Source organism: Paenibacillus sp. JT22N15 (genome assembly GCF_059383755.1).
Genome location: NZ_JBXENV010000011.1, coordinates 56,246 through 75,547 on the forward strand (window position 1 = coordinate 56,246; position 19,302 = coordinate 75,547).

Here is a 19,302-nt window from a genome sequence, read left to right on the forward strand (position 1 = left end):
TTGATTTGCGTAACTGGCATTTTACAGATGGGGAAACGATTCGGCTTAATGGACAGTGGGAGTTTTATCCGGATGCTTTTCTCCCACCTGAGCAATTTAATTCCATCCCTGCAGACAAAAGCTGGGCTGCCGTTCCTGCTGCATGGGGCAGTTATTCGGACAAAAATTCGAATCGTTCTGGCTTTGGATTCGGCACTTATCGTCTCAGGCTTTTGCTGCCTGACAATAACGTTGACCAGTATGGAATGGAAATGATGGTTGTATCCAGCAGTTATGAGCTATTCGTTAACGGGCGTTCTGTATCCAAGCTCGGTCAACCTTCAGAAAATAAGCAAGAGCATGTGGGAAAGATGTATCCCCTTATCGCATCTATTACAGGAACACATGAAATGAATATTGTGCTGCATGTGTCCAATTATGATTTCCCTAAAGGGGGCGGCATTACCAAACCGATTAAGTTCGGGACGCTTGCTTCCGTTCAATATGAAAATAATTTTTTAATTGCTATGCAGCTTATGGTCGCAGTCATCTATTTGCTTCATCTTATTTATGTTGGTCTGCTGCCTTTGCTTGGAGTTCGGAAGAAAGAGCTTTTTTATTTTGCCATTGTGGTTTTCTGCATGATGACAGGCACGCTTCTTGATGACAACCGCTTGCTTACGATGTGGCTTCCAATCTCTTTACATTGGACTATAAAAGGGCTAATGATTGCTATGATTGGCGCATCCACGTTGCTATTAACGTTTTCTGCAAACTTCTTCGCTGTTTATCAGAAAGGCAAAGCGGTACGGGTCTATTTATTTCTATGCTTCCTTTATACGCTTGCCATTGCGATATTGCCATTCAATTATGCGATTACTCTTTCACCATATATGGCTGCTGCGGTTACCGTACCGTCTCTCTTTATTCTTATAATGATTCTGCGCCTGGCCCTTAAGGGCGAAGAGCATATGATTTTTCTCTTATTCGCAGCTATGAGCGTCGCTTCCAGCATTTTTTGGGGCTCGGTCAAGTTAAGAATAGCCTCGGATTTGCCTTATTATCCGTTTGATTTAATTTTTGCTTTTATCTGCTTTGCCTCCTTCTGGTTCAAACAATTTCTGCAAACAAGAACCGATTTGGAGCAGCTTGCTTTCAAACTGCAAAAAGCCGATAAAGCGAAAGATGAATTTCTCGCTAATACTTCTCACGAGCTGAGGAATCCGCTGCATGGCATGATTAATATGGCACAGACCGTATTGGCTAGTACTACCCATTCCATTAGTGAAGCAAGCAAAAACAATTTAATGCTGCTCATTACCGTAGGACGCCGCATGTCGCTGCTGCTTAATGATTTGCTTGATGTGACGCGTCTAAAGGATCGAGATATTCATTTGAATAAGGAAAGCGTCCGGCTGCAAAACATCATTTCCGGTGTATTCGATATGCTGCGTTATTTAACTGAGGACAAGCCTGTCCGGCTTGAAATGAATATTCCCCGTTCATTTCCTAAAATAATCGCGGATGAAAACAGGCTGATTCAGATCTTATTTAATCTCATCCATAATGCGGTTAAATTTACGAATGAGGGGATTGTTAGTGTCCATGCAGAAGCTATTGGCGATAAAGCCTATATCCACATACAGGACTCAGGCGTCGGCATAGAGGCGGACGTACAGCGCACTATTTTCCAAGCTTACGAGCAGGGCGATTCTAGCATGACGGCTATGAGCGGCGGAATTGGCCTCGGACTCAGCATTTGCAGGCAGTTAGTCGAGCTTCATGGAGGCAAGCTAACGGTATATTCGGTCCCTGGTAAAGGTTCTACTTTCACCTTCACCATGCTCCTTGACCCCCATTCAGCTGCTGACGAACCGGAATTTATACTGCCAAGCGCAGTTGAAGCAGCCGTATCTGCAAAGTCCGTCATTGCCGCCGATTCGCAATTACTGCGCCTTGATCAGAGAAAAGCGGCTTCAGAAACACAGCAAAATAAAGCTACTGTGCTCGCCGTGGATGATGATCCTGTTAACTTGAAAATATTATTCAACTTGCTGGATTCAGAGTTTTATGAAGTGGCTACCGTCACGAGCGGCAAGGAAGCACTCAAGCTGCTTGAAACGAAGGAATGGGATCTCATTATCGCCGATGTTATGATGCCGCAAATGTCGGGCTATGAGTTGACCCAAACGATTCGGAAACGATTCAGCATTTCTGAGCTTCCTATTCTATTGCTAACTGCTCGCAGCCGTCCTGAGGATGTCAACACAGGCTTTATGGCAGGGGCAAATGATTATGTTACTAAGCCTGTCGATGCAATGGAGCTCAAGTCTCGCGTACAAGCTTTAACAGACCTCAAACAAACGGTAAATGAGCGGCTGCGAATTGAGGCTGCTTGGCTTCAAGCGCAGATTCAACCACATTTTCTATTTAATACGTTAAATTCCATTGCCTCCTTAAGTGTAATTGACCAATCGCGAATGGTGCAATTGCTGGAGGAATTCGGGAAATATTTGCGAGCGAGCTTTGATATGAAAAATTCAGAACGCGTAGTTCTGCTTCAGCATGAGCTCGACCTGCTTCATTCCTATCTTTTCATAGAGAAAGAACGCTTCGGCAATCGCCTGCAAATTGAATGGGAGCTTGATGAACTGCCGTGGCTTCGCATTCCACCGCTTTCCATTCAGCCGCTTGTAGAAAATGCCGTGCGTCACGGCGTACTCGCCCGTTCAAGTGGAGGCAGCGTGCGTATTCGCCTGAAAGAATACGACAATTATATTGAAATTGCGATTATAGATAATGGGGTAGGTATGGAGGAGGAACAGGTTAGGAGCGTGCTCGAGCAGAACCGTGGAGGAATTGGCCTGCGCAATACTGACCGTCGCTTGAAACAGTTATACGGTAAGGGATTACGCATTGAAAGCACAGAAAAACAAGGCACGGTTGTAAGCTTTACTGTCCCAAAATCATCAACCAATGAAGGTAATTCAAATAAGTTATAGAGCAAGTATAGAAATTGTATAGAAGTTGCGTGTATAATGTTGGGGGAACAAAAAAAATAAATATGGTGATAAAACATGCGCTTAAAAAAATGGGTTAAGATTCTCCCGACCTCCATTATGATTGCCGCAATAACGGGAATGTTGGTGCTGTTTTTCACGCAACTGTTCAGACTCCCCGAGCCAATCTACTCTAACCAGAACCTTCCTTTCTTCTTCAACACCTTTATGGTCATCATCATTACCGTACTAATCATAATAATGCGTGCCATGCTTGTTGAGAGAGCAGTATTGAAGAAGCTTGCTTTTAGGGACGGTATTACTGGTCTATATAATCGTCATGGGCTTGAGCAATTCTGGAAAACATATCGCAGCAAAAAAAGTATGGCCATTCTCTATCTCGATCTGGATCACTTTAAAGAAATAAATGATCGCTTCGGTCATCATGTTGGAGACGCACTGCTTCGGGAGGTCAGCGTTCGCTTACAACAGGTGGAGTCTAAAAAAAGCCGTGAGTTATTCCGGCTTGGCGGTGATGAGTTCGTTATGATTCTCAAAAACTGCGATCCTATTATGGCGAAACGGGCTGCCACGCAAATTTTGGATAAACTGACGACGCCTTATGCAGTCGAAGGTTATCACGTGTTAATTACGGTGAGTATCGGTATTCGGATGTGCACGGCCCGCAACGCTGAGCATGATATGCTTGTAAAAGAAGCGGACGCTGCGATGTATGTGGCCAAGAAACAAGGCAAAAATGGATTTTTTGTCTTCCGGGAAGGCAGAAGCAAGCTCCCGAAAGAAAAATACGGCAATGTTAATCAAGCTAAGCCATAAAACCACAAGGCAAGGAGTTCTACTTCGTCCATTTATTCCGTGGATTGAGAGTGGCTCCTTGCTTTTTCTTTCCTATTTAGCAATCACGCACCTCTATAGTGTCTCTATTTGACGAGCGTGTACAATTAGCCTGTGCGTCGGATTAATGAGCGGATCACAGGTAATAAGTGTAAGTATATTTTCTCCCGGGACACTATCTAAAACTGATAATTCGGTTGGCTCCACAATTAACGTCTCGTACACTTTATAAATAAATTTGGCAGTGCTCGTCTGCACGACAATTTCATCGCCAATTTCTACTTCATTCAGCCGATTAAATAACCTTCCGGTTGTATGGGCACGATGCGCTGCTACAGCCGCATTGCCCTCCTCCCCAAAAATAGCGGTCTCTCGCATATGTACAGCCGCATGCTTCATATTCGCCTTAGTAGCGCCCTCTAGGATCGGTAATAAGACATCAATACGATCTATCGTAATCGTTGCAATGGGCTTGCCATTTTGAAAATCGTTTAATAGGGAAGCTGCTTCATCCTCGGTTTCTTCTCCTGCATTTAACATATCATTCAGCTGTGCGTAGCTTTGTGCGGCCCCCATATTTACAGGCTCGGGCGTATCCATGAGCAGCAGCGCTTCTTTTAACAGCTTGTCCTGCTCCCGATCAGCCATCCATTCATTCCACTGCGGATAAATGAGCAGCAGCGCTCCGAGCGCTACCAATATAATTGCGATTTTACGCAAATTCTCAGCTCCCTCTGCTTATATGTCTCTTAACTAAACTGAATAGGCTTCTCTATTATGCAGAGCCTGGCTCTACAGTTTCTCTACAGGCCACACGCTTCTATAAAAAAACCTCCAAAACGAATGAAAAATCTTCGTTTTGGAGGCCGTATGTGCAGAGTAGAATGCGTACAGAATCAAAAATTTTCTACTCTTATGAAGCTTACTGCATCACGCTTAAGGACGTGAGCGTTTTTTTCTAAGCAATATAGCTCCAAGGGCAATTAATGCAGCGCCTGCGAGCTGGATTGGCAATTGACTGGACTCACCTGTCTTCGGAAGTGTGCCTTGGTTATTCGGTGCTGGCTTATTTCCATCTCCATCTTCATCCGAATCCTCCACTACCCCGAGCGGGATTTCATCCACATCAATTTCAAATAAAATTTCCTCTTCGTTGCCGTCAGCATCTTTTACAATAATGGAGAAATCATCTTTGCCTGTATAACCTGGGTCAGGCGTATACACCCATTGTCCATTATCGTCAACCGTTACTTGTCCATGCTCCGGTTGCTTGCCAACGTCTGTATTTCCACCTTTCGGAACATCAACTTTACCTTCAACTGGCGTATTTTCCTTAGTCTTATCTTTCTCTACTACAGGAGTCGCCGTTGGTGCTGGTGTCGGTGTGCCTGGCTGAACAGGAGTTGGAGCCACCGGTGTTGGCTTAGGCGTCGCTGTTGGCGTCTCCGTTACAGCAGGTGTTGGTGTAGGAGACGGTGTTGCTGTTGGCGTAGGTGTCGGCGTCGGTACTGATGGGTTGCCCGAATTTCCACCTGGACTAGTTGGCTTATTAATAAGCCCAAGGTCAATCGTCAAATCTTCCCAGCCACGCGGCGCTCCTTCACCAATAACAATAACTTCTGTGTATCCATCTACCTGTTTGTTTGAATCTTCCTCAGCAGACACGCCGTCTGCCTCAGCTTTCGTTACGGTGTAGCCAGTTGGCACAATAAATTTCACAAAATATTGTCCGCTTGGCAATTGATCAAACAAATAATAGCCAGGATTTCCACTCGCATCATTTGCTGTAATGGTTTCTCCAATTTGCTGTTTGTTTTGATCAAAAAGCTGTACGGTAACGCCATTGCGGCCATCCGCAGCCAGTTCATCCTGCTTGCCGTTGTCATTACGGTCAAACCATACATAATTGCCAATAACCCCTTTGGCAACTACGCCAAGGTCAATCGTATGATCAACCCAGCCAGCCGTCTCGTTAATAACAATTTTGACTGTTATGCCGTCTGCATCCGTTGCGTTGGAATCAAGGGCTGCGTTCGCTCCTTGCTCCGCGCTTGTTTTCAAATAATCGCTTGGCAAAACGAATTGAACATAATATTCGCCTGCAAGCAAATTATCGAACAAATAATAACCCGGCTTGCCACTTGCATCATTCGCTGTTGTAGTTTCAGCTACAGGCGTACCTGTGCTGCTGCCTTTATACAGCTTCACCACAATGCCATTAATTCCGTCTTTCTCATCTTCGTTCTGCAAGCCATCACGGTTGCGGTCGAGCCATACATAATTCCCGATTTCTCCGCGTGGAACAAGACCCAAATCAATCGTCAGATCATTCCAGCCTGCCGGCCCAATCGTAATGACCTCGGTTATTCCTTGGCCATCCGTTTTGTTGGAATCCACATCTGCCGCTCCAGCTTCCGGCTTCGTTACGCCGTATTCTGCCGGAATGACAAACTGGACATGATAATCGCCTTGCGGCAATCCGGCAAACAAATAAAATCCTGGCTTGCCATTTTCATCATGCGTCACGGTCTCAGCCAATACATGGTTTGCATCGTCATAAAGCTTAACGATAATGCCATTAATGCCTGTTTCCGCTGCATCTTGCAGCCCATCTTCATTACGGTCAAGCCATACATAATTGCCGATGGAGCCCCGCTCATCCGAAACGACAGGTATTTCATGCTCAGTCGTCACCGGCGGTGTTTCATCGGAAACAGCTTTAGCCACATTGATAATGGAAGCCGCTGCTGTATCTACTGATGTTACTTGATAGGAATACGTAAATTCCTTCGATTCCCCAGATTTTAGCGATGGAATGCTCGGTATGCCGGATACTTTCGTATCCGTAATCACAACATTCGTTAAATCGCGTTTGCCTGTATTCGTTACTTTAACCGTGTAGTTAATCCAGCTTCCTGCTGCTGTATCGGATACAGCGACTGCACTGCCTCTTTTCTCAATCTTAAGCCCTGCTGTCGGAATGCTAGCCTCATCCTTAATCGGATCAGGGGATTCATTGTAATACACGGTTGCTACATTATCCAAATCTGTCAAATCCAAATCCGCACTCGTGACACGGTATACGCCTTCAAGCGTCAATCCCGCTCCTGCTGCAAGATTTTTAATGACAATAGACGGATTCGTTCCGCTATTAGCCAACTGGCCAATAATGTCTGGTCTGTCATGGCTGCCGCCATTCAAGGCAACTTCCTCGCCATTATACGTCAGCTTAGTAAATTCAAAGCCAGCTTGCAGTCTGTCAAGCGCATCTGAAATTTTAAAATTATGCAAAGTAACAGAAGATGTATTTTTCAAAGAAAGCTTATAATGCACATCGTTCCCTACCACTACATATTGCTGCGATGGAGCAATTGTCGAGGAGCCTTGCGTCACACTTGTAATTTCTTTCTCAAACGTGATGGTTGGGTAAGACTCGCCAGTAGGTGATGCTGTTTCGATTAAGCCCAAATCGATTGTCGGAATTTTACCAGCAGTACCCAAGCTGATCGTATCCGTACGATATGGCGTATAACCGTCTACTGCAGCGCCTTTCGTTACCAGGTTGGAGTCATTGTCATTCGTATGGCTTGGATCTGCGCCATGCACATTGGCTGTCGTCGGCATGTAGCGATCTGGCAGCACAAACTCTACGAAATAATTTCCTGCCTCAAGTCCCTGGAACAAATAGTAGCCTGGGCTTCCATTGTAATGATAGCCTGTCTTGCTTGACTTGAACGGTGTCGTTTCACCCGCTTTGTACAGATTTACGGTAATGCCGTTAATACCTGCACCTTGGCCGCTGTCGCCTGGATATTCTTCATCCTGCGTGCCATCACGGTTGCTGTCGAACCAGACAAAATTGCCGATTTCGCCAAGCGGTACATGCTCGTCATTCGGGTGAATCAGGAAGCCGACTTTGTTAGGCGCTGTTGGAAGCATTTTGCTGCCTTCATCATTGCCTGCACCGATTTCAGTTGCTTGAATGGCAAAAGAGTTCCAAGCTACTTCATTTGTCGGTGCTCCTACAGGGGCATCCATTTTCCAATCCAATACGATATAGTCGCCTGGCGCAAGTCCAGATGCTCCATCACTGCCTACAATGTTCGACAGCTGGAAGTAGAGCGATTTGATGTCTGTCAAATCATCCTTTTGGTAATTCCCTTGTTCGATCCAGCCCTGCTTGCTGTCATTCACATTCGTGAAATTGACAACCTGCTCCTGATTAACCGACTTGCTGTAATACGCGGACAGCGTGTAGTTTACCGTTCTGCTTCCCGCTGCCGCTGAGGATGTAAAGGTTTTATTGCCGGAAGAGAGTACTTCCGCTAGGTTAGGCTGCCATTGGGAGCCCCTTGCTTCATAAGGCGAACCGCTGTTGACGCGCAGTGCATTATCGCCTACATGCGGCAAAATATCCAGCACATCAATGACGCCGAGTCTCGTATTGCCGCTATTGCGAACTGCCAATCTGTAATCCGCTGTTCCGCCTTCGTACGTTACGCTGTAGCGCGGGTACTCGGTGTATTCAATATCGCCATCATAATCAAATGGCTGTACAGGAAGAGCTGGTTCTCCATCATACGTAGCATCATCTGATGCCCGGAAAATAGGCTCCAAATCGCCTTGATTCCATTTTGTCGACTGGACGAGAGATGCTTTGCGTACCGTTACGTTCGCTGAAGCATGAACAAAAAACTCATCCGTTCCCGCCGTTGGATCAAAGCCTATAACTGTATCTTTAATCGTATTGTTGCGTGTTTGCCACGCTGGCAAACTTTGCGGATTATCCTGTGCGGAATCCCCTGTATGCCAGAACTCTGAATTTGGATCGCTTGTTGTAATATACATATCGTTCGTGTAGGTAGTACCTTGAGGCGTACCTGCACGGACCTCGCCTTTATAGCTGATTTCAAAGCTTGTACCTGGAGCAAAAGAGGTGCCGTCGGACCATGACCATTTCACAAGGGTCCGTCCCGTACCGTTCCAGTTTTTATCAACAAGCTCCAGCTGTGGAGCACTTGCTCCAGCAGGCGTGCCCGTAAATGTAAACGAGGCTGCCAGTGCCGCAGCAGGATCAGCTATTTTAGGATTCGTGTAATAATCAAAGCTTGTTGGCAATAAATCATAGACAACTGGATTAATATAAGGTCCCGTTGCTTTAATATCGTTGCGGACCGTAAGTGTGAACGGCACCGTGCTGAGTGGACGGAAATTTCCCGCTCCAATCGCTTTATTAGCTACAAGCCATGGCTTCTCATTGTTGATGTTGAAATCTGCCTGAGCCGTTTTCTGAGGCTTGTCATCCCATTGGCCCGGAATGGTAACATTCAGCGCTTGATAATCCAGCGTGACTTGATTCGTTACTTGATCACCGTGGACGACAGGGGTGTTCGTGCCATTAGCAAAATCTCTAACGGTCCCTGTAATTTCAATGCCGCCAATTGTACCTCCTGGAGCTAGGGTGCTGAACGACCACTCCAAGGCAACCAAAAATTCGCCAGCATTTAGCACAATGCGGTTCGTACCAGCTGTCGTGCTCACTGTAATTGTGCCGTTAGGCGCAAGGCTGCCGCTATACGCATGCCAAGTTTCAGTCGTACCATCGCTTGTTTTATAACGAAGCTGGGAAGTGAAAACATTTGGCATTTTAATGCTGCTGTAGTCCATTTCCGCAGGCAGCACATCTGTCAATACCAGGTTCGACAAAGAGGTATTTACATTCGTCCCCGTATTGCTGATGCCGCCGATGTTGAACTTCTGTGTTTGGCCATGCCAGCGATACTGGTAAACACGCGACTTGGTTAGTCCGGAAACGCCAGATACTGGCTCTCCGAATTTAGTTGTCACATCAGCGTCAGGATCAGTGACCGAGCCGCCACCTTCGAGCGTATAACCGCTCAAAATTTCAACATTATTTTTGCGTTCCAGCGGTGTTCCGGTCGGATGACCATACCCTAAATCGTCAGGGAAGGTGACCGATACTTTCGCTTCGAAAGATTGTCCGGAAGCAAGCTCAATATTCGACCAAGTGATCGTGCGAGCTGTTGAATCATAGACACCGCCTTCTGTTGAGCTCACATATACAGCATCTGGCGGCAGTGTATCGACTAACGTCGCATTTTTCAAGCTGCCAGGGTTATCATTGCCGGCTTCGCCTTTAATGCCTACCGTATACTCAACCGCTCCGCCAATAATCGGAACTGTGCTGCCAAATCCAGTAGCTTGGCTTTTATAAGCCCACCACTTGTCGTAGGTCGAAGCAGTTGGCGTCGCCGTCGGTGTTGCTGTAGGCGTCGGTGTAGCTACCGGATTCGGGTCCGCGTTAATCGTTACATTCGCCGATGCCGTTGTACTTTCCGCTGAATCAACGAGTGTAATCGTCGCCGTATTCGTCGTAGGCACAACCGAGCTTGAGCCAGTCGGCTTCGCTTTCACGGGAATTTCCAGCTTCACCGAAGTACCGGAAGGCAATGGATGTGCATTGACGGTTAGAGTTTGGCCATTTTTCGTATCCCAGCCTCCATCCTCCCAGCCATCTACAATTTCAAATTGTGCCGGTACTGTATCAACAATCGTTACATTCTTACCGACATGAGTCGCTCCATCTGCCTGATACAAGATCGTATACTTGAAGGTATCTCCTACATTAACAGTGCTCACACTGGCTGTCTTTGTAAAAGTCAGCCCTGTAATCGGTCCTGCTGCCTGTACCGGTGCTGCGAATGGCTGTAATGCAGCTTGCAGCAGCAAAACGAGCAGCATGATCCAGGAAATCTTGTGCCTGATCGCTCTCTGTCTACTTGCGGGCATCTCATCAATCCTCTCTTTTTCTCTATCTCCTCTAGTTTCTCTCTTGTTGTGAATACCGATAATGCCTAGTACAAAAACATTACCTTACGAATACCACGTCATTTTCCATCCTCTTCCTCCTTGTATTCAAATAAGAAAATTATATCCAGCCCAACTGTACAAAAACTTTACAAGCCTCCCCTTTATCCGTCAGCTAAATAACTGCAAAAAAGCTTCGTCCATCCGATGAAGGATAGACGAAGCTTCTGTGTGTACCTATTGAGTTATATGTGTTTATTTCCGTTTAATAAACTTTAGCAGCCGTATAACGCGAGCTGTCTTTAATCATTTTGCCCGCTTTCTTGCTGTTCTTCAGGCCAGCATCAAGCGTCGTATCGATCGTGATCCATTTGCCGTCCAAATATACTTCATTCCAAGCGTGATAATTTGATACATCAGACGCTTTGCCCGTCACCATCTTGGCCGGAATGTCCAAGCTGCGAAGCATGCCTGCCATTAATGCAGCGTAGCCGTAGCAAATATCTTTCTGCGAACTAAAGGTACGATCGATTTGAGGCAAATAATCGTTGGTCACCTTAGCCGCAAGCTGATGATCGTAAGAAATATTCGCTACAATATAATTGTAAACCGCCGTTACCTTCTCGGTATCCGTCTTTGCTCCCTTAGTCAGTTCCAATGCTTTCTTAACCGCTTTGCTGTTGCTGCTCCAATCAATATTTTGTATGGAGTTCAAATAGACGAGGCTGCTGTCACTCAAATTCAAGGTAACTTTGCCTGTATGAACTGCTCTATATTTTTTGGTACCACTTACGTTTTCCAATAATGAAATCGTATAATCTCCATTGCCCAGTTGAAGCGCAAACCATTCTTCTGTCTGGTTTGTCCGGAGCGCATACGTATAATTTTTGCCGTCTTTGGCTACAACCAGCCTTGTATCTACGCCTGACTTGACCTCATAACGAATGCCGATGCTTCCTTTATCCACATTGGATTCGTCGAGCCAGCTTGTCCCAGCTGCCGCTGCCACTTGAGCAGTTGCTTGAGGGAACACGGACAGAATCAACGCCAGCAAAATCATAACCGTTAAACTTTTGCGCATAAAAAAAACTCCCTTCGGTGGCTAGGCTGCCATCTAATAATAGAGAAGGCCCTTTAGCTTTGCGTCCCTGCCTTTCGACAGGTTTGCCGTTATCGTGTAAAGTTTTGTAAGTGGTGTTAGGTAGAAAAACTACCTTATATTAAACTATGATTATCTCTAGTATATACCCATTATTTGCAATAAACAATACGTTAAATCTTTTTTATTTCCAGGCTGAGGCTTGTATTTTCTGGTTTTTCTTCATCCATCTCCGCTTTAACCGTTTCATAAAAGGCTCTTCCTTCCGCTCTTTAAGCATGCCCTTTACGTCTCTAAGCAGGAGCATATACCGCATTTCATCTTCGTGCTTCAAGCTTTGAAATTCTTTCAAATGTTCTGCGCCCATCTCGCTTCAACTCCATCATGCGTTTTATCAATCCTATGTCGGTTGATAAAATTCCGATACCCGAAACAGCGTTTAGCTGCTTTTGACCGTGTAAAACTTTTGGAATCTCCAAAACTTCCTTGGTCCTGTCGACAAATAAAGCCACGCAAAAAAATCACGAATACCATCATCTACGATTCCCTCATTGTACCGATAAAGCTGACGCTGGTAGTTCAGGCGGCATATTTCCACCCCGTCCCACCAAAAAGAAAACGTGTTCCGCTTATCATCATGCTCCAGAGTAATCATAAATTTCCCTTCCGAAAGCTGAAAATACTGCTTGTCATAAAAAAACAAAGGCCCCTCAGAAGTAGCTGTAATGCCAATAAAATGACCTCTATGATGGGTATAAAAGCCACGAACGATGGTGTAATCGGTCATTTGATTCAAATTCAGCTGTCGTAGGTGCTGGGCTCCCTCGCTTATACAGCAAGCCAGCTCAGGATAGCGAAAATGGCGAATGACATTCATTTGCCGCTTCTCGGTTATCATCATCTTCTTCAACCATTCCTTTGGACATGCTATTTTTTTGAAAATGAAGCTCGTAAAGCTTGTCCGTCTCCATTTTCACCTACTCCTCCATTATAAATAGGGCAACTCTACAATTTCTCGACAAAATCTCTGTTTAATCTCGCAAAACTTACAAAATAATAGGCCGCATAGAATATTGAATTTTTATTCCTTCAACAGTATGATAATTCAAAGGAATACTCAGAAAGGACTGCAGCCCTTTGGAAGAACAAAAACTTTGGACTAGAAGCGACGGATTTACAATTAGCACAAATAAAGCTTATTTGGATATTGAAACGATTTATAAATTTCTAAACGAGGAATCTTATTGGGCAAACGGAATTGACAAAGAACTTGTACAAGCAGCCATTGAACACTCCATTTTGTGCTACGGCATTTATCAGGGGAATCCGCTTAAGGAACAAGCGAAGCTAGTTGGTTTTGCGCGAGTTGTCACCGACCTTGTCCGCTTTTCCTGGTTAGGGGATGTATTTGTTATACCCGAGTTTCGAGGTATAGGACTTAGCAAGTGGCTATTAGAAACCATATTGGAGCACCCCAAACTAAAAGGAACAAGCTTTAATCTAGGTACAAAAGATGCTCAGACTTTATATGCCAAGTATGGTTTTAAGCCTCTCGAGCAAGTAGAAAGAAGAATGGCACGGCCATTGGATTGGAGAGCTATTTATGAGGGCTATGGTTTAAAAAGTCAATAGCACTCGCTTGCCCCTCCAATTATTTACCATTTTGTTTCCTTCACCAGTCTACAAACCATTAACGCCGCTTTTCCAATCTTTGTACCATTCTGTAATGTATGCGCTTGGCTGCTCGTTCAATTCCTCCATCAGCGCGGCGGTTAAAGCATTGTACTGCTGATTAACCATAAGATGATTCCCTTTAGACGCATACAGCTGCATTAAGGCAAAATAAGCCTCTTCCGCCTGCGCATGCTCCTCGATAATTCGAATATATCCGGCAATCGCTTTATCCAGCTGGCCATGCTCGACATGCCAAGCTTCCAAGCGATAGGAAGTATTCAGCCACAGGCGCTTCAGGCGCTGGCGTTCGCTCTCCGCCCACCAATAATCATAATCCTTTAAATAATCGCCTCGATAAAGATTCATAGCCTCCTCGTATTCCGCAAGGGTTGCCGCCGCTAGCGGCGGTGCAGCAGCAATTCCTCTCTCCCATTCCTCCACATCCAGCACAACCTGATTAAGCGTCAATATGTATCCTTCTGTTGTATTGGCGATGTGAAAACACTTTCCAAACTGATCAAGCGTTTTCCTAATATGGTACACCGTCGTATACAGCTGGGCATATACTTTCTCCGTCCCATTATCGGGCCATAGCAAATCGATTAATAGCGATTTCCTTACCAGCTGTTCGCGATGCTGGAGCAAATACAGAAACAGCTCCTGCGCCTTTGTCGTACGCCAACGTATGGCTGCATCCTTTTTTCCAGAAAATTCGACACTGAACTGCCCCAGCAGCTGCAAAATCAGGTGCTGCTCCTCATTCGTTTTTATCACTTGCTGCACGGCCTGCCCTTTATCCTTCACATGGGAGTCCAGCCGCTTCTGAATCCGTTCCATCGTTTTCATTAACCGCTCAGGATGGATCGGCTTGACGACATAATCCAGCGCATTCAGCTCAAAAGCTTTCACTGCATATTCATCATAAGCGGTTACAAATACGATATTCAGCTCTGGTCTTACCTCCAGCAGTTGCTCGGCAAGCGCAATGCCACTGACTTCGGGCAAATTAATATCCAAAAATACAACATCCGGCAGATCAAGCAAAATCCGCTCTTTCCCGACCGTTGGATCCTCATATTTCCCCAATACCTCTACGTTATTTAGTTTCACGAGTTGCCGCTCCAAGTAATCCAAAGCGAGGCTTTCATCATCTACAAGGATAACCTTCATGCTTGACTCCTTTAATATACGAAATAACCACTCGTTCACAAACTCTGCCATGCTGACAACAATTATAATGCAGTTAAATAGTTGCCGCAATCATTTGGCATGAATAGTCGTTACAAATTCAGGAAAATTTATATAGCAAAAGAGCAGCAAGCGTTAAACCTAAGGCAGGTCAAACGCTTGCTGCTCTTGCGATTTGCGGTTTTGGTTTTGCCTACAGGCAAAACTCGCAGCGATAATAGATGGAATACACGATCCAGTTGTTCTGCTAGACAGTCTACCAGGCGTTGACGCCCAGTTGTTCAATCGTTGCTTGAATAAAAGCCGGCTCATCCTCTGGCGTACGGGAAGTAATCAAATTACGATCAACTACGACTTCCTCATTGCGAAAATGCCCCCCGGCTGCCTGCACTTCCTGCTCCAGCTCTGGATAAGCCGTCAGTGTGCGTCCTTGCAGCAAACCAGCTTCCGCCAAAATTTGCGGGCCATGGCAAATGGCAGCAATGGTAATGCCTTTTTCATCAGCCTCTTTGACAAAAGCTTGCACGGCCGCATCTTCCTTCAAGTGGGAAGGTGATGCGCCGCCAGGAATAATAATAGCCGCATAATCGCTCGCCTTCGCCTCATTAATCGCAAGATGCGACTTATAGGCAACTGTGCCCTGCTTGCCTTTTAGTTCCTCATTGCTGCGCAAGCTTATAATAACCGCCTCATGGCCATTTTTCACCATTTCATCATACGGATTTTGCATTTCTGAATCTTCAAAGCCATCGGCCAGCAGAAAAGCCACCTTCTTCATTTGCGTCATCATTTACACGCTCCTTCTTGTTTGGGCTCTATGTTACTTTACCCTAAAAAAAGGTTTCGCAAACAAATCCTGCTGTTCATATTCCATCAACGATACACGAGCATCCTCCCGCAATAGTCGCATTCCTCGCTTTGCTGGGGAAGAAGCACCTTATTCGCCCCGCAGCCTGGGCAGCTGATTGTTTTAGGTTCAGATGATGCTGGGGGCGGAGAGCTCTGCCTTGCATTATCGTGTTCTGTCTGCTCTACTAAACGGGCAGCTGCTGCCGCTTGCTCCTCCGCTTCTCTTGCAGATTTTCTCGCTTGCTCCTCATTTTCAGCAAGACTTTTCTCATGCAATAGCTCTTGTCTTGCGATATGCAATTCAAGCTCTAAAGAATCAATCGTTTCCTTATGCTTCTTTTGGACTGATTTACGGTTCGAATAGCGCAAACCAAGGTACACTCCAATCCATGCTGGGAAAACGAAAATCAAGGAATAAAGAAGAATATAAAACATTAATTCTTCCCGATTTGGAGTCGATATTCCATTTTTAATAAAGAAAGCACCAATAACTAACCACACAATTCCGTTTACATACGAAATCATTTTAGATGAATCGTATCCCTTCCGCATTGCTCATCCCGCCTCTGTATCATCGTCCAGTCTCTTTAATTTAAATGTTGTACTCGTGCAAGTCTTGCCCTCTTCAGCTCACTTGTTTCGTTTTGCATCTCATGCAATCGCTGCTCCAAGCTGGCTGAATACTTCTGTGCTTTTTCCATGTATTCTTTTTGTTTTATTTTATCGACCTTCTCGATCATTGCCGCCAATATAAATATGACTGCCGCTGTTATCCCGAAATATTTCCCGAAAAATAAAGCCTGCTCCGCGAAGGACATCTCACCTGCTCTATATAAGGGCATATACAGCATGCCATTCACAAGACATCCGATTGCAATTATTTTAAGTACTCCACCCATCCCGCTATCCCCTTTCCCTTTCGTTGCTGCAATCATTTGAGACCATAAGCTGCTATTATATTGAATCTCTTACCCTAGTAAAAAAAGCAGCATCCGTTAAACCCGCTATAGGCTAAACGCTTGCTGCTCTTATTTCTCTTTGGAGACCCTCAAATAGGCTGGCTTAAAATTAACTATACACCAGCATCGTTCCACAATAGTCGCATTCCACGCTCTGCATAGGCTGCAGCACCTTTCTCGCGCCACAACCCGGACAACTGATATTTTTAGGCATGAGGGGTGGCGGTGGCGGAGACGACGGTGGAGGCGGTGATGTACGGCTCGCGGCTTCGCGCCTTGCCGCTGCCTCTGTTTCTGCGCGCAAAGCCGCCAGCGTCGCTTCCTTCTCAGCCTCTAGCCTAGCCGTTGCTTCCGCTTCCTCGGCTCGTTCGCGTTCTTCTCTTGCAAGCTCCTGCTCATGCTCCAGCTTCTGTAGCTCTATTCGAAACTGGACTAGATATGGCTCCTGTTCATTTAAATATTTTTGCTTCCAATTAAAACGCCTGTTCTTCCTTACCCCAACACAAAAAAGGGAAGCGCCAGGAAATAAAGAGAAGACAACCCAAGAGGCTATGAGTCCATCTAATCCATAACTTGGGTCCAATGTATTCGGATATAAGATGAGACCTAAAGCAGCCCAGAATACGCCAATTGCCTTGTGCCAAAAACCAGCTGCCATTTTCATTCACCCCGTCTTTCGCTCTGCATGGCATAGGAGCCTTTACACCTAGCGGTATTCAATACTTGCATGGCAATATTCGCAGAGGATTGTTTGTTTAGGCCATAGCATCGTATGGTTGCCACAGCTTGGGCAAGCAACAGATTTTCTCCCTTGTCCTGAGCTGCCCGCTGGAGCCCTGCCTTCCCTTGCCTGCTCTCTCTGCAAACGGGCATGCCTCATTTCGTCGGCCATTTTTTTAGCCTCGAAGGTATTTTGTTGTATCGTGGCATGGGTCGCCCGGATGTTTGCGACCCATGCGTCATCACGCTTCTTCTCACTCTTGGCAAAAAAATACGCCATAATAAAAAAGAACAAAGCAGGAAGAATCGCTCCTAATAAATATATTCCTACTTTTTGTGTAAATAAAAGCGAACTTGGCCTATTATCGAAACCGCCTAGCATATAACCTACAATTAGCAATAATCCCACTCCAATTACGCGAAACAGCAAACTCATGAAGCTTTCCCTCTTTCCCAGCAGCAACGCCATTACGTCTCACGCGCAGTAATGTGCTGCTTTTGATAGCTGCCACAGCCCAATATTTGCGTCCCCTGTGCACTGCACTCGAGCAGCAAAAGAGCTATGCTCTGCCAGCAAGTCCATGCCCGCATTCCGGACAAAACTTCTGCCCCGGCTGCACTTCATGACGACATCCTGGACATTGCTGGCTTCCGCTGTTGTTGCTGGTGCCGCAGTGCGGACAAAATTTAGCGCTTGCAGCTACTTGCTCGCCGCAGCCTCTACACGGACGCGGCAACGTCTCGCCGCAAGCGCTGCAATTGACTGCATCCTCCGCACAATCCGCGCCGCAGCTTGGACAAGGATTATAAGCATCGCCGCAGTTGGCGCAAAACTTGGAATTTTCCCGATGCGGCATGCCGCACTTATCGCAATTATGAATCGGTCTCGGCGCTCCTGCCTGACCGCCAGCGGAGCTGCCAGCAAGCCCTTTGCCGCAGCTGTTGCAAAACTTCGCCTGCGCATCGTTGCGGCTTTGACAGCTTGGACAAACCTGAGCTGCGCCGGCTGCTCCATACAGCTGCTCGCCCAGCTGTCCAAATTGGCTGCCGAATATGCCGCCAATTCCCGCTCCCATGCTAAGTCCGAGGGCTGCGCCCATGACGCCAGCTTGCGAGCTGCCTTCATTTTTCGCTGCGCCCTCCAAGGTGTCGAAGGTACGCTCCTGCTGGTAGTTGTAGCCGATAATGTCCATCTCTGCTTTGCGTGCAAGCGCTTCGCGCAGCCGTTTCAGCGAGGCATCATCCTCCGGTGTACTGATGGAATCAATGAAGAAATTAACGAGCCGAATGCCGAATGGGTGCATCAGCGCCCCAACTCGTTCTTCGACGTGCTTGGAAATTTCGCCGATGTAGGCGTTGATTTCAAGCAGGCTCACTTTTTTGAACACTAGATAGGAAGAAAGCAGCTCATTAATATTCATCATAATCATGCCGCGCAAATGTTTGGACAGCGTTTCTTGATTGAACAGCGGGAGCGTTCCAACCAGCTTGGACAAAAACCGGCGTGAATCCTCAATTGCAATGCCGAACTGGCCGAAAGCCCGAACCGGAATGACAATATTGTATTTCGGGTCCTGCAATTGAATCGGCGACGCCGTTCCCCACTTCACATCGAGAGATACCTGCTTGTTCACAAACCACACCTCGGCCGAAAACGGCGATCTCCCGCCAAAAGGAATATTAACCAACTGGTTTAAAATCGGTATATTAAGCGTACTGAGCGTATGCCTGCCGGGCCCGAATAAATCGAGCGCCTGACCGCCCTTGAATAACAGCGCCTCTTGCGTATCATTAACGATGAGCTGCGTCCAAGTACCTAGCTCCGCATTCGGATATTTCCAAGCGTATACGTCCGGTGAACCGTCGTATTTGACCACCTCTACTATAGCCATTCCCTCTCACCTCTAACATGTTGACTTTTTTGTCACTCACTAGCAGCTTGACGAAACAGAGGCTATTCTGCAAGAAAAGCTTCGCCTTTTTCACTGCACTATCAAAACTTCTATCTCTATTATTTAATAATAAGAACAATTTTCCTGTTTTTCAACAAAATTATGGTCCATATTCCACAGATTTAAGCTAATTTCTCCAGCATTCGACTTTACTAAGCAAGCCTAACCTAAGAAAAAAGACATGGATCGATAATCCTGCC

General features: G+C 46.0%; 14 protein-coding genes and 1 riboswitch. Of the genes, 3 read left to right on the plus strand and 11 right to left on the minus strand.

Annotated elements, in window-relative coordinates:
- The first annotated feature begins 5 nt into the window (after positions 1-5).
- Both AC50X8_RS21570 and AC50X8_RS21575 read left to right on the plus strand, forming a co-directional pair.
- A complete protein-coding gene (locus AC50X8_RS21570; RefSeq protein ID WP_162241958.1) occupies positions 6-2,981 on the plus strand; it encodes a hybrid sensor histidine kinase/response regulator in 2,976 nt (991 codons plus the stop codon).
- Positions 2,982-3,098: 117 nt separating this feature from the next.
- Positions 3,099-3,815 (plus strand): GGDEF domain-containing protein, encoded by a 717-nt coding sequence (locus tag AC50X8_RS21575; RefSeq protein ID WP_494881391.1) that lies wholly within the window; start codon positions 3,099-3,101, stop codon positions 3,813-3,815.
- A 93-nt stretch (positions 3,816-3,908) separates the two neighbouring features.
- On the opposite strand, the gene AC50X8_RS21580 is transcribed toward AC50X8_RS21575, so the two are convergent.
- From AC50X8_RS21580 to AC50X8_RS21595, 4 genes are all read right to left on the minus strand, one after another.
- Positions 3,909-4,553, minus strand: coding sequence for a class D sortase (locus AC50X8_RS21580; protein WP_056043851.1), 645 nt, complete (start codon positions 4,551-4,553; stop codon positions 3,909-3,911).
- A 216-nt stretch (positions 4,554-4,769) separates the two neighbouring features.
- On the minus strand, positions 4,770-10,643 hold the full coding sequence (locus tag AC50X8_RS21585; RefSeq protein WP_494881393.1) for an SdrD B-like domain-containing protein: 5,874 nt from the start codon (positions 10,641-10,643) through the stop codon (positions 4,770-4,772).
- A 283-nt stretch (positions 10,644-10,926) separates the two neighbouring features.
- Entirely contained in the window at positions 10,927-11,742 is an 816-nt protein-coding gene (locus AC50X8_RS21590; protein ID WP_056043845.1) for a transglutaminase-like domain-containing protein, read from the minus strand.
- Positions 11,743-11,755: 13 nt separating this feature from the next.
- Positions 11,756-11,840: riboswitch (cyclic di-GMP riboswitch) on the minus strand.
- Positions 11,841-12,199: 359 nt separating this feature from the next.
- The gene (locus tag AC50X8_RS21595) at positions 12,200-12,670 is read right to left on the minus strand and encodes a hypothetical protein (protein WP_494881395.1); all 471 of its coding nucleotides are present in this window, start codon (positions 12,668-12,670) and stop codon (positions 12,200-12,202) included.
- Positions 12,671-12,897: 227 nt separating this feature from the next.
- On the opposite strand from AC50X8_RS21595, the gene AC50X8_RS21600 reads away from it, so the two are divergent.
- Positions 12,898-13,392, plus strand: a complete 495-nt coding sequence (locus AC50X8_RS21600; protein ID WP_063892706.1) for a GNAT family N-acetyltransferase — start codon at positions 12,898-12,900, stop codon at positions 13,390-13,392.
- Between the two features lie 48 nt (positions 13,393-13,440).
- On the opposite strand, the gene AC50X8_RS21605 is transcribed toward AC50X8_RS21600, so the two are convergent.
- The 7 genes from AC50X8_RS21605 to AC50X8_RS21635 form a co-directional block, all read right to left on the minus strand.
- On the minus strand, positions 13,441-14,655 hold the full coding sequence (locus tag AC50X8_RS21605; protein ID WP_494881397.1) for a response regulator: 1,215 nt from the start codon (positions 14,653-14,655) through the stop codon (positions 13,441-13,443).
- Between the two features lie 223 nt (positions 14,656-14,878).
- Positions 14,879-15,400, minus strand: coding sequence for a DJ-1/PfpI/YhbO family deglycase/protease (locus AC50X8_RS21610; RefSeq protein ID WP_056044072.1), 522 nt, complete (start codon positions 15,398-15,400; stop codon positions 14,879-14,881).
- Positions 15,401-15,495: 95 nt separating this feature from the next.
- A complete protein-coding gene (locus AC50X8_RS21615; RefSeq protein ID WP_056043831.1) occupies positions 15,496-16,023 on the minus strand; it encodes a hypothetical protein in 528 nt (175 codons plus the stop codon).
- Positions 16,024-16,058: 35 nt separating this feature from the next.
- Positions 16,059-16,406, minus strand: a complete 348-nt coding sequence (locus AC50X8_RS21620) for a hypothetical protein (protein WP_056043829.1) — start codon at positions 16,404-16,406, stop codon at positions 16,059-16,061.
- A gap of 133 nt (positions 16,407-16,539) precedes the next feature.
- Positions 16,540-17,088, minus strand: a complete 549-nt coding sequence (locus AC50X8_RS21625; protein ID WP_155973664.1) for a hypothetical protein — start codon at positions 17,086-17,088, stop codon at positions 16,540-16,542.
- 48 nt (positions 17,089-17,136) lie between these two features.
- Positions 17,137-17,619 carry a hypothetical protein gene (locus AC50X8_RS21630; RefSeq protein WP_494881400.1) on the minus strand — a complete coding sequence of 161 codons (483 nt, stop codon included), beginning with the start codon at positions 17,617-17,619 and terminating at the stop codon, positions 17,137-17,139.
- Positions 17,620-17,710: 91 nt separating this feature from the next.
- Entirely contained in the window at positions 17,711-19,042 is a 1,332-nt protein-coding gene (locus AC50X8_RS21635; RefSeq protein WP_494881402.1) for an SPFH domain-containing protein, read from the minus strand.
- Positions 19,043-19,302: the final 260 nt, after the last annotated feature.

Coding starts and splice junctions, on each gene's coding strand:
- AC50X8_RS21585 (WP_494881393.1), bottom strand. CDS start 10,643: ATGCCCGCAAGTAGACAGAGAGCGATCAGGCACAAGATTTCCTGGATC.
- AC50X8_RS21615 (WP_056043831.1), bottom strand. CDS start 16,023: ATGCGGAAGGGATACGATTCATCTAAAATGATTTCGTATGTAAACGGA.
- AC50X8_RS21610 (WP_056044072.1), bottom strand. CDS start 15,400: ATGAAGAAGGTGGCTTTTCTGCTGGCCGATGGCTTTGAAGATTCAGAA.
- AC50X8_RS21625 (WP_155973664.1), bottom strand. CDS start 17,088: ATGGCAGCTGGTTTTTGGCACAAGGCAATTGGCGTATTCTGGGCTGCT.
- AC50X8_RS21630 (WP_494881400.1), bottom strand. CDS start 17,619: ATGGCGTTGCTGCTGGGAAAGAGGGAAAGCTTCATGAGTTTGCTGTTT.
- AC50X8_RS21620 (WP_056043829.1), bottom strand. CDS start 16,406: ATGATTGCAGCAACGAAAGGGAAAGGGGATAGCGGGATGGGTGGAGTA.
- AC50X8_RS21605 (WP_494881397.1), bottom strand. CDS start 14,655: ATGGCAGAGTTTGTGAACGAGTGGTTATTTCGTATATTAAAGGAGTCA.
- AC50X8_RS21590 (WP_056043845.1), bottom strand. CDS start 11,742: ATGCGCAAAAGTTTAACGGTTATGATTTTGCTGGCGTTGATTCTGTCC.
- AC50X8_RS21635 (WP_494881402.1), bottom strand. CDS start 19,042: ATGGCTATAGTAGAGGTGGTCAAATACGACGGTTCACCGGACGTATAC.
- AC50X8_RS21575 (WP_494881391.1), top strand. CDS start 3,099: ATGATTGCCGCAATAACGGGAATGTTGGTGCTGTTTTTCACGCAACTG.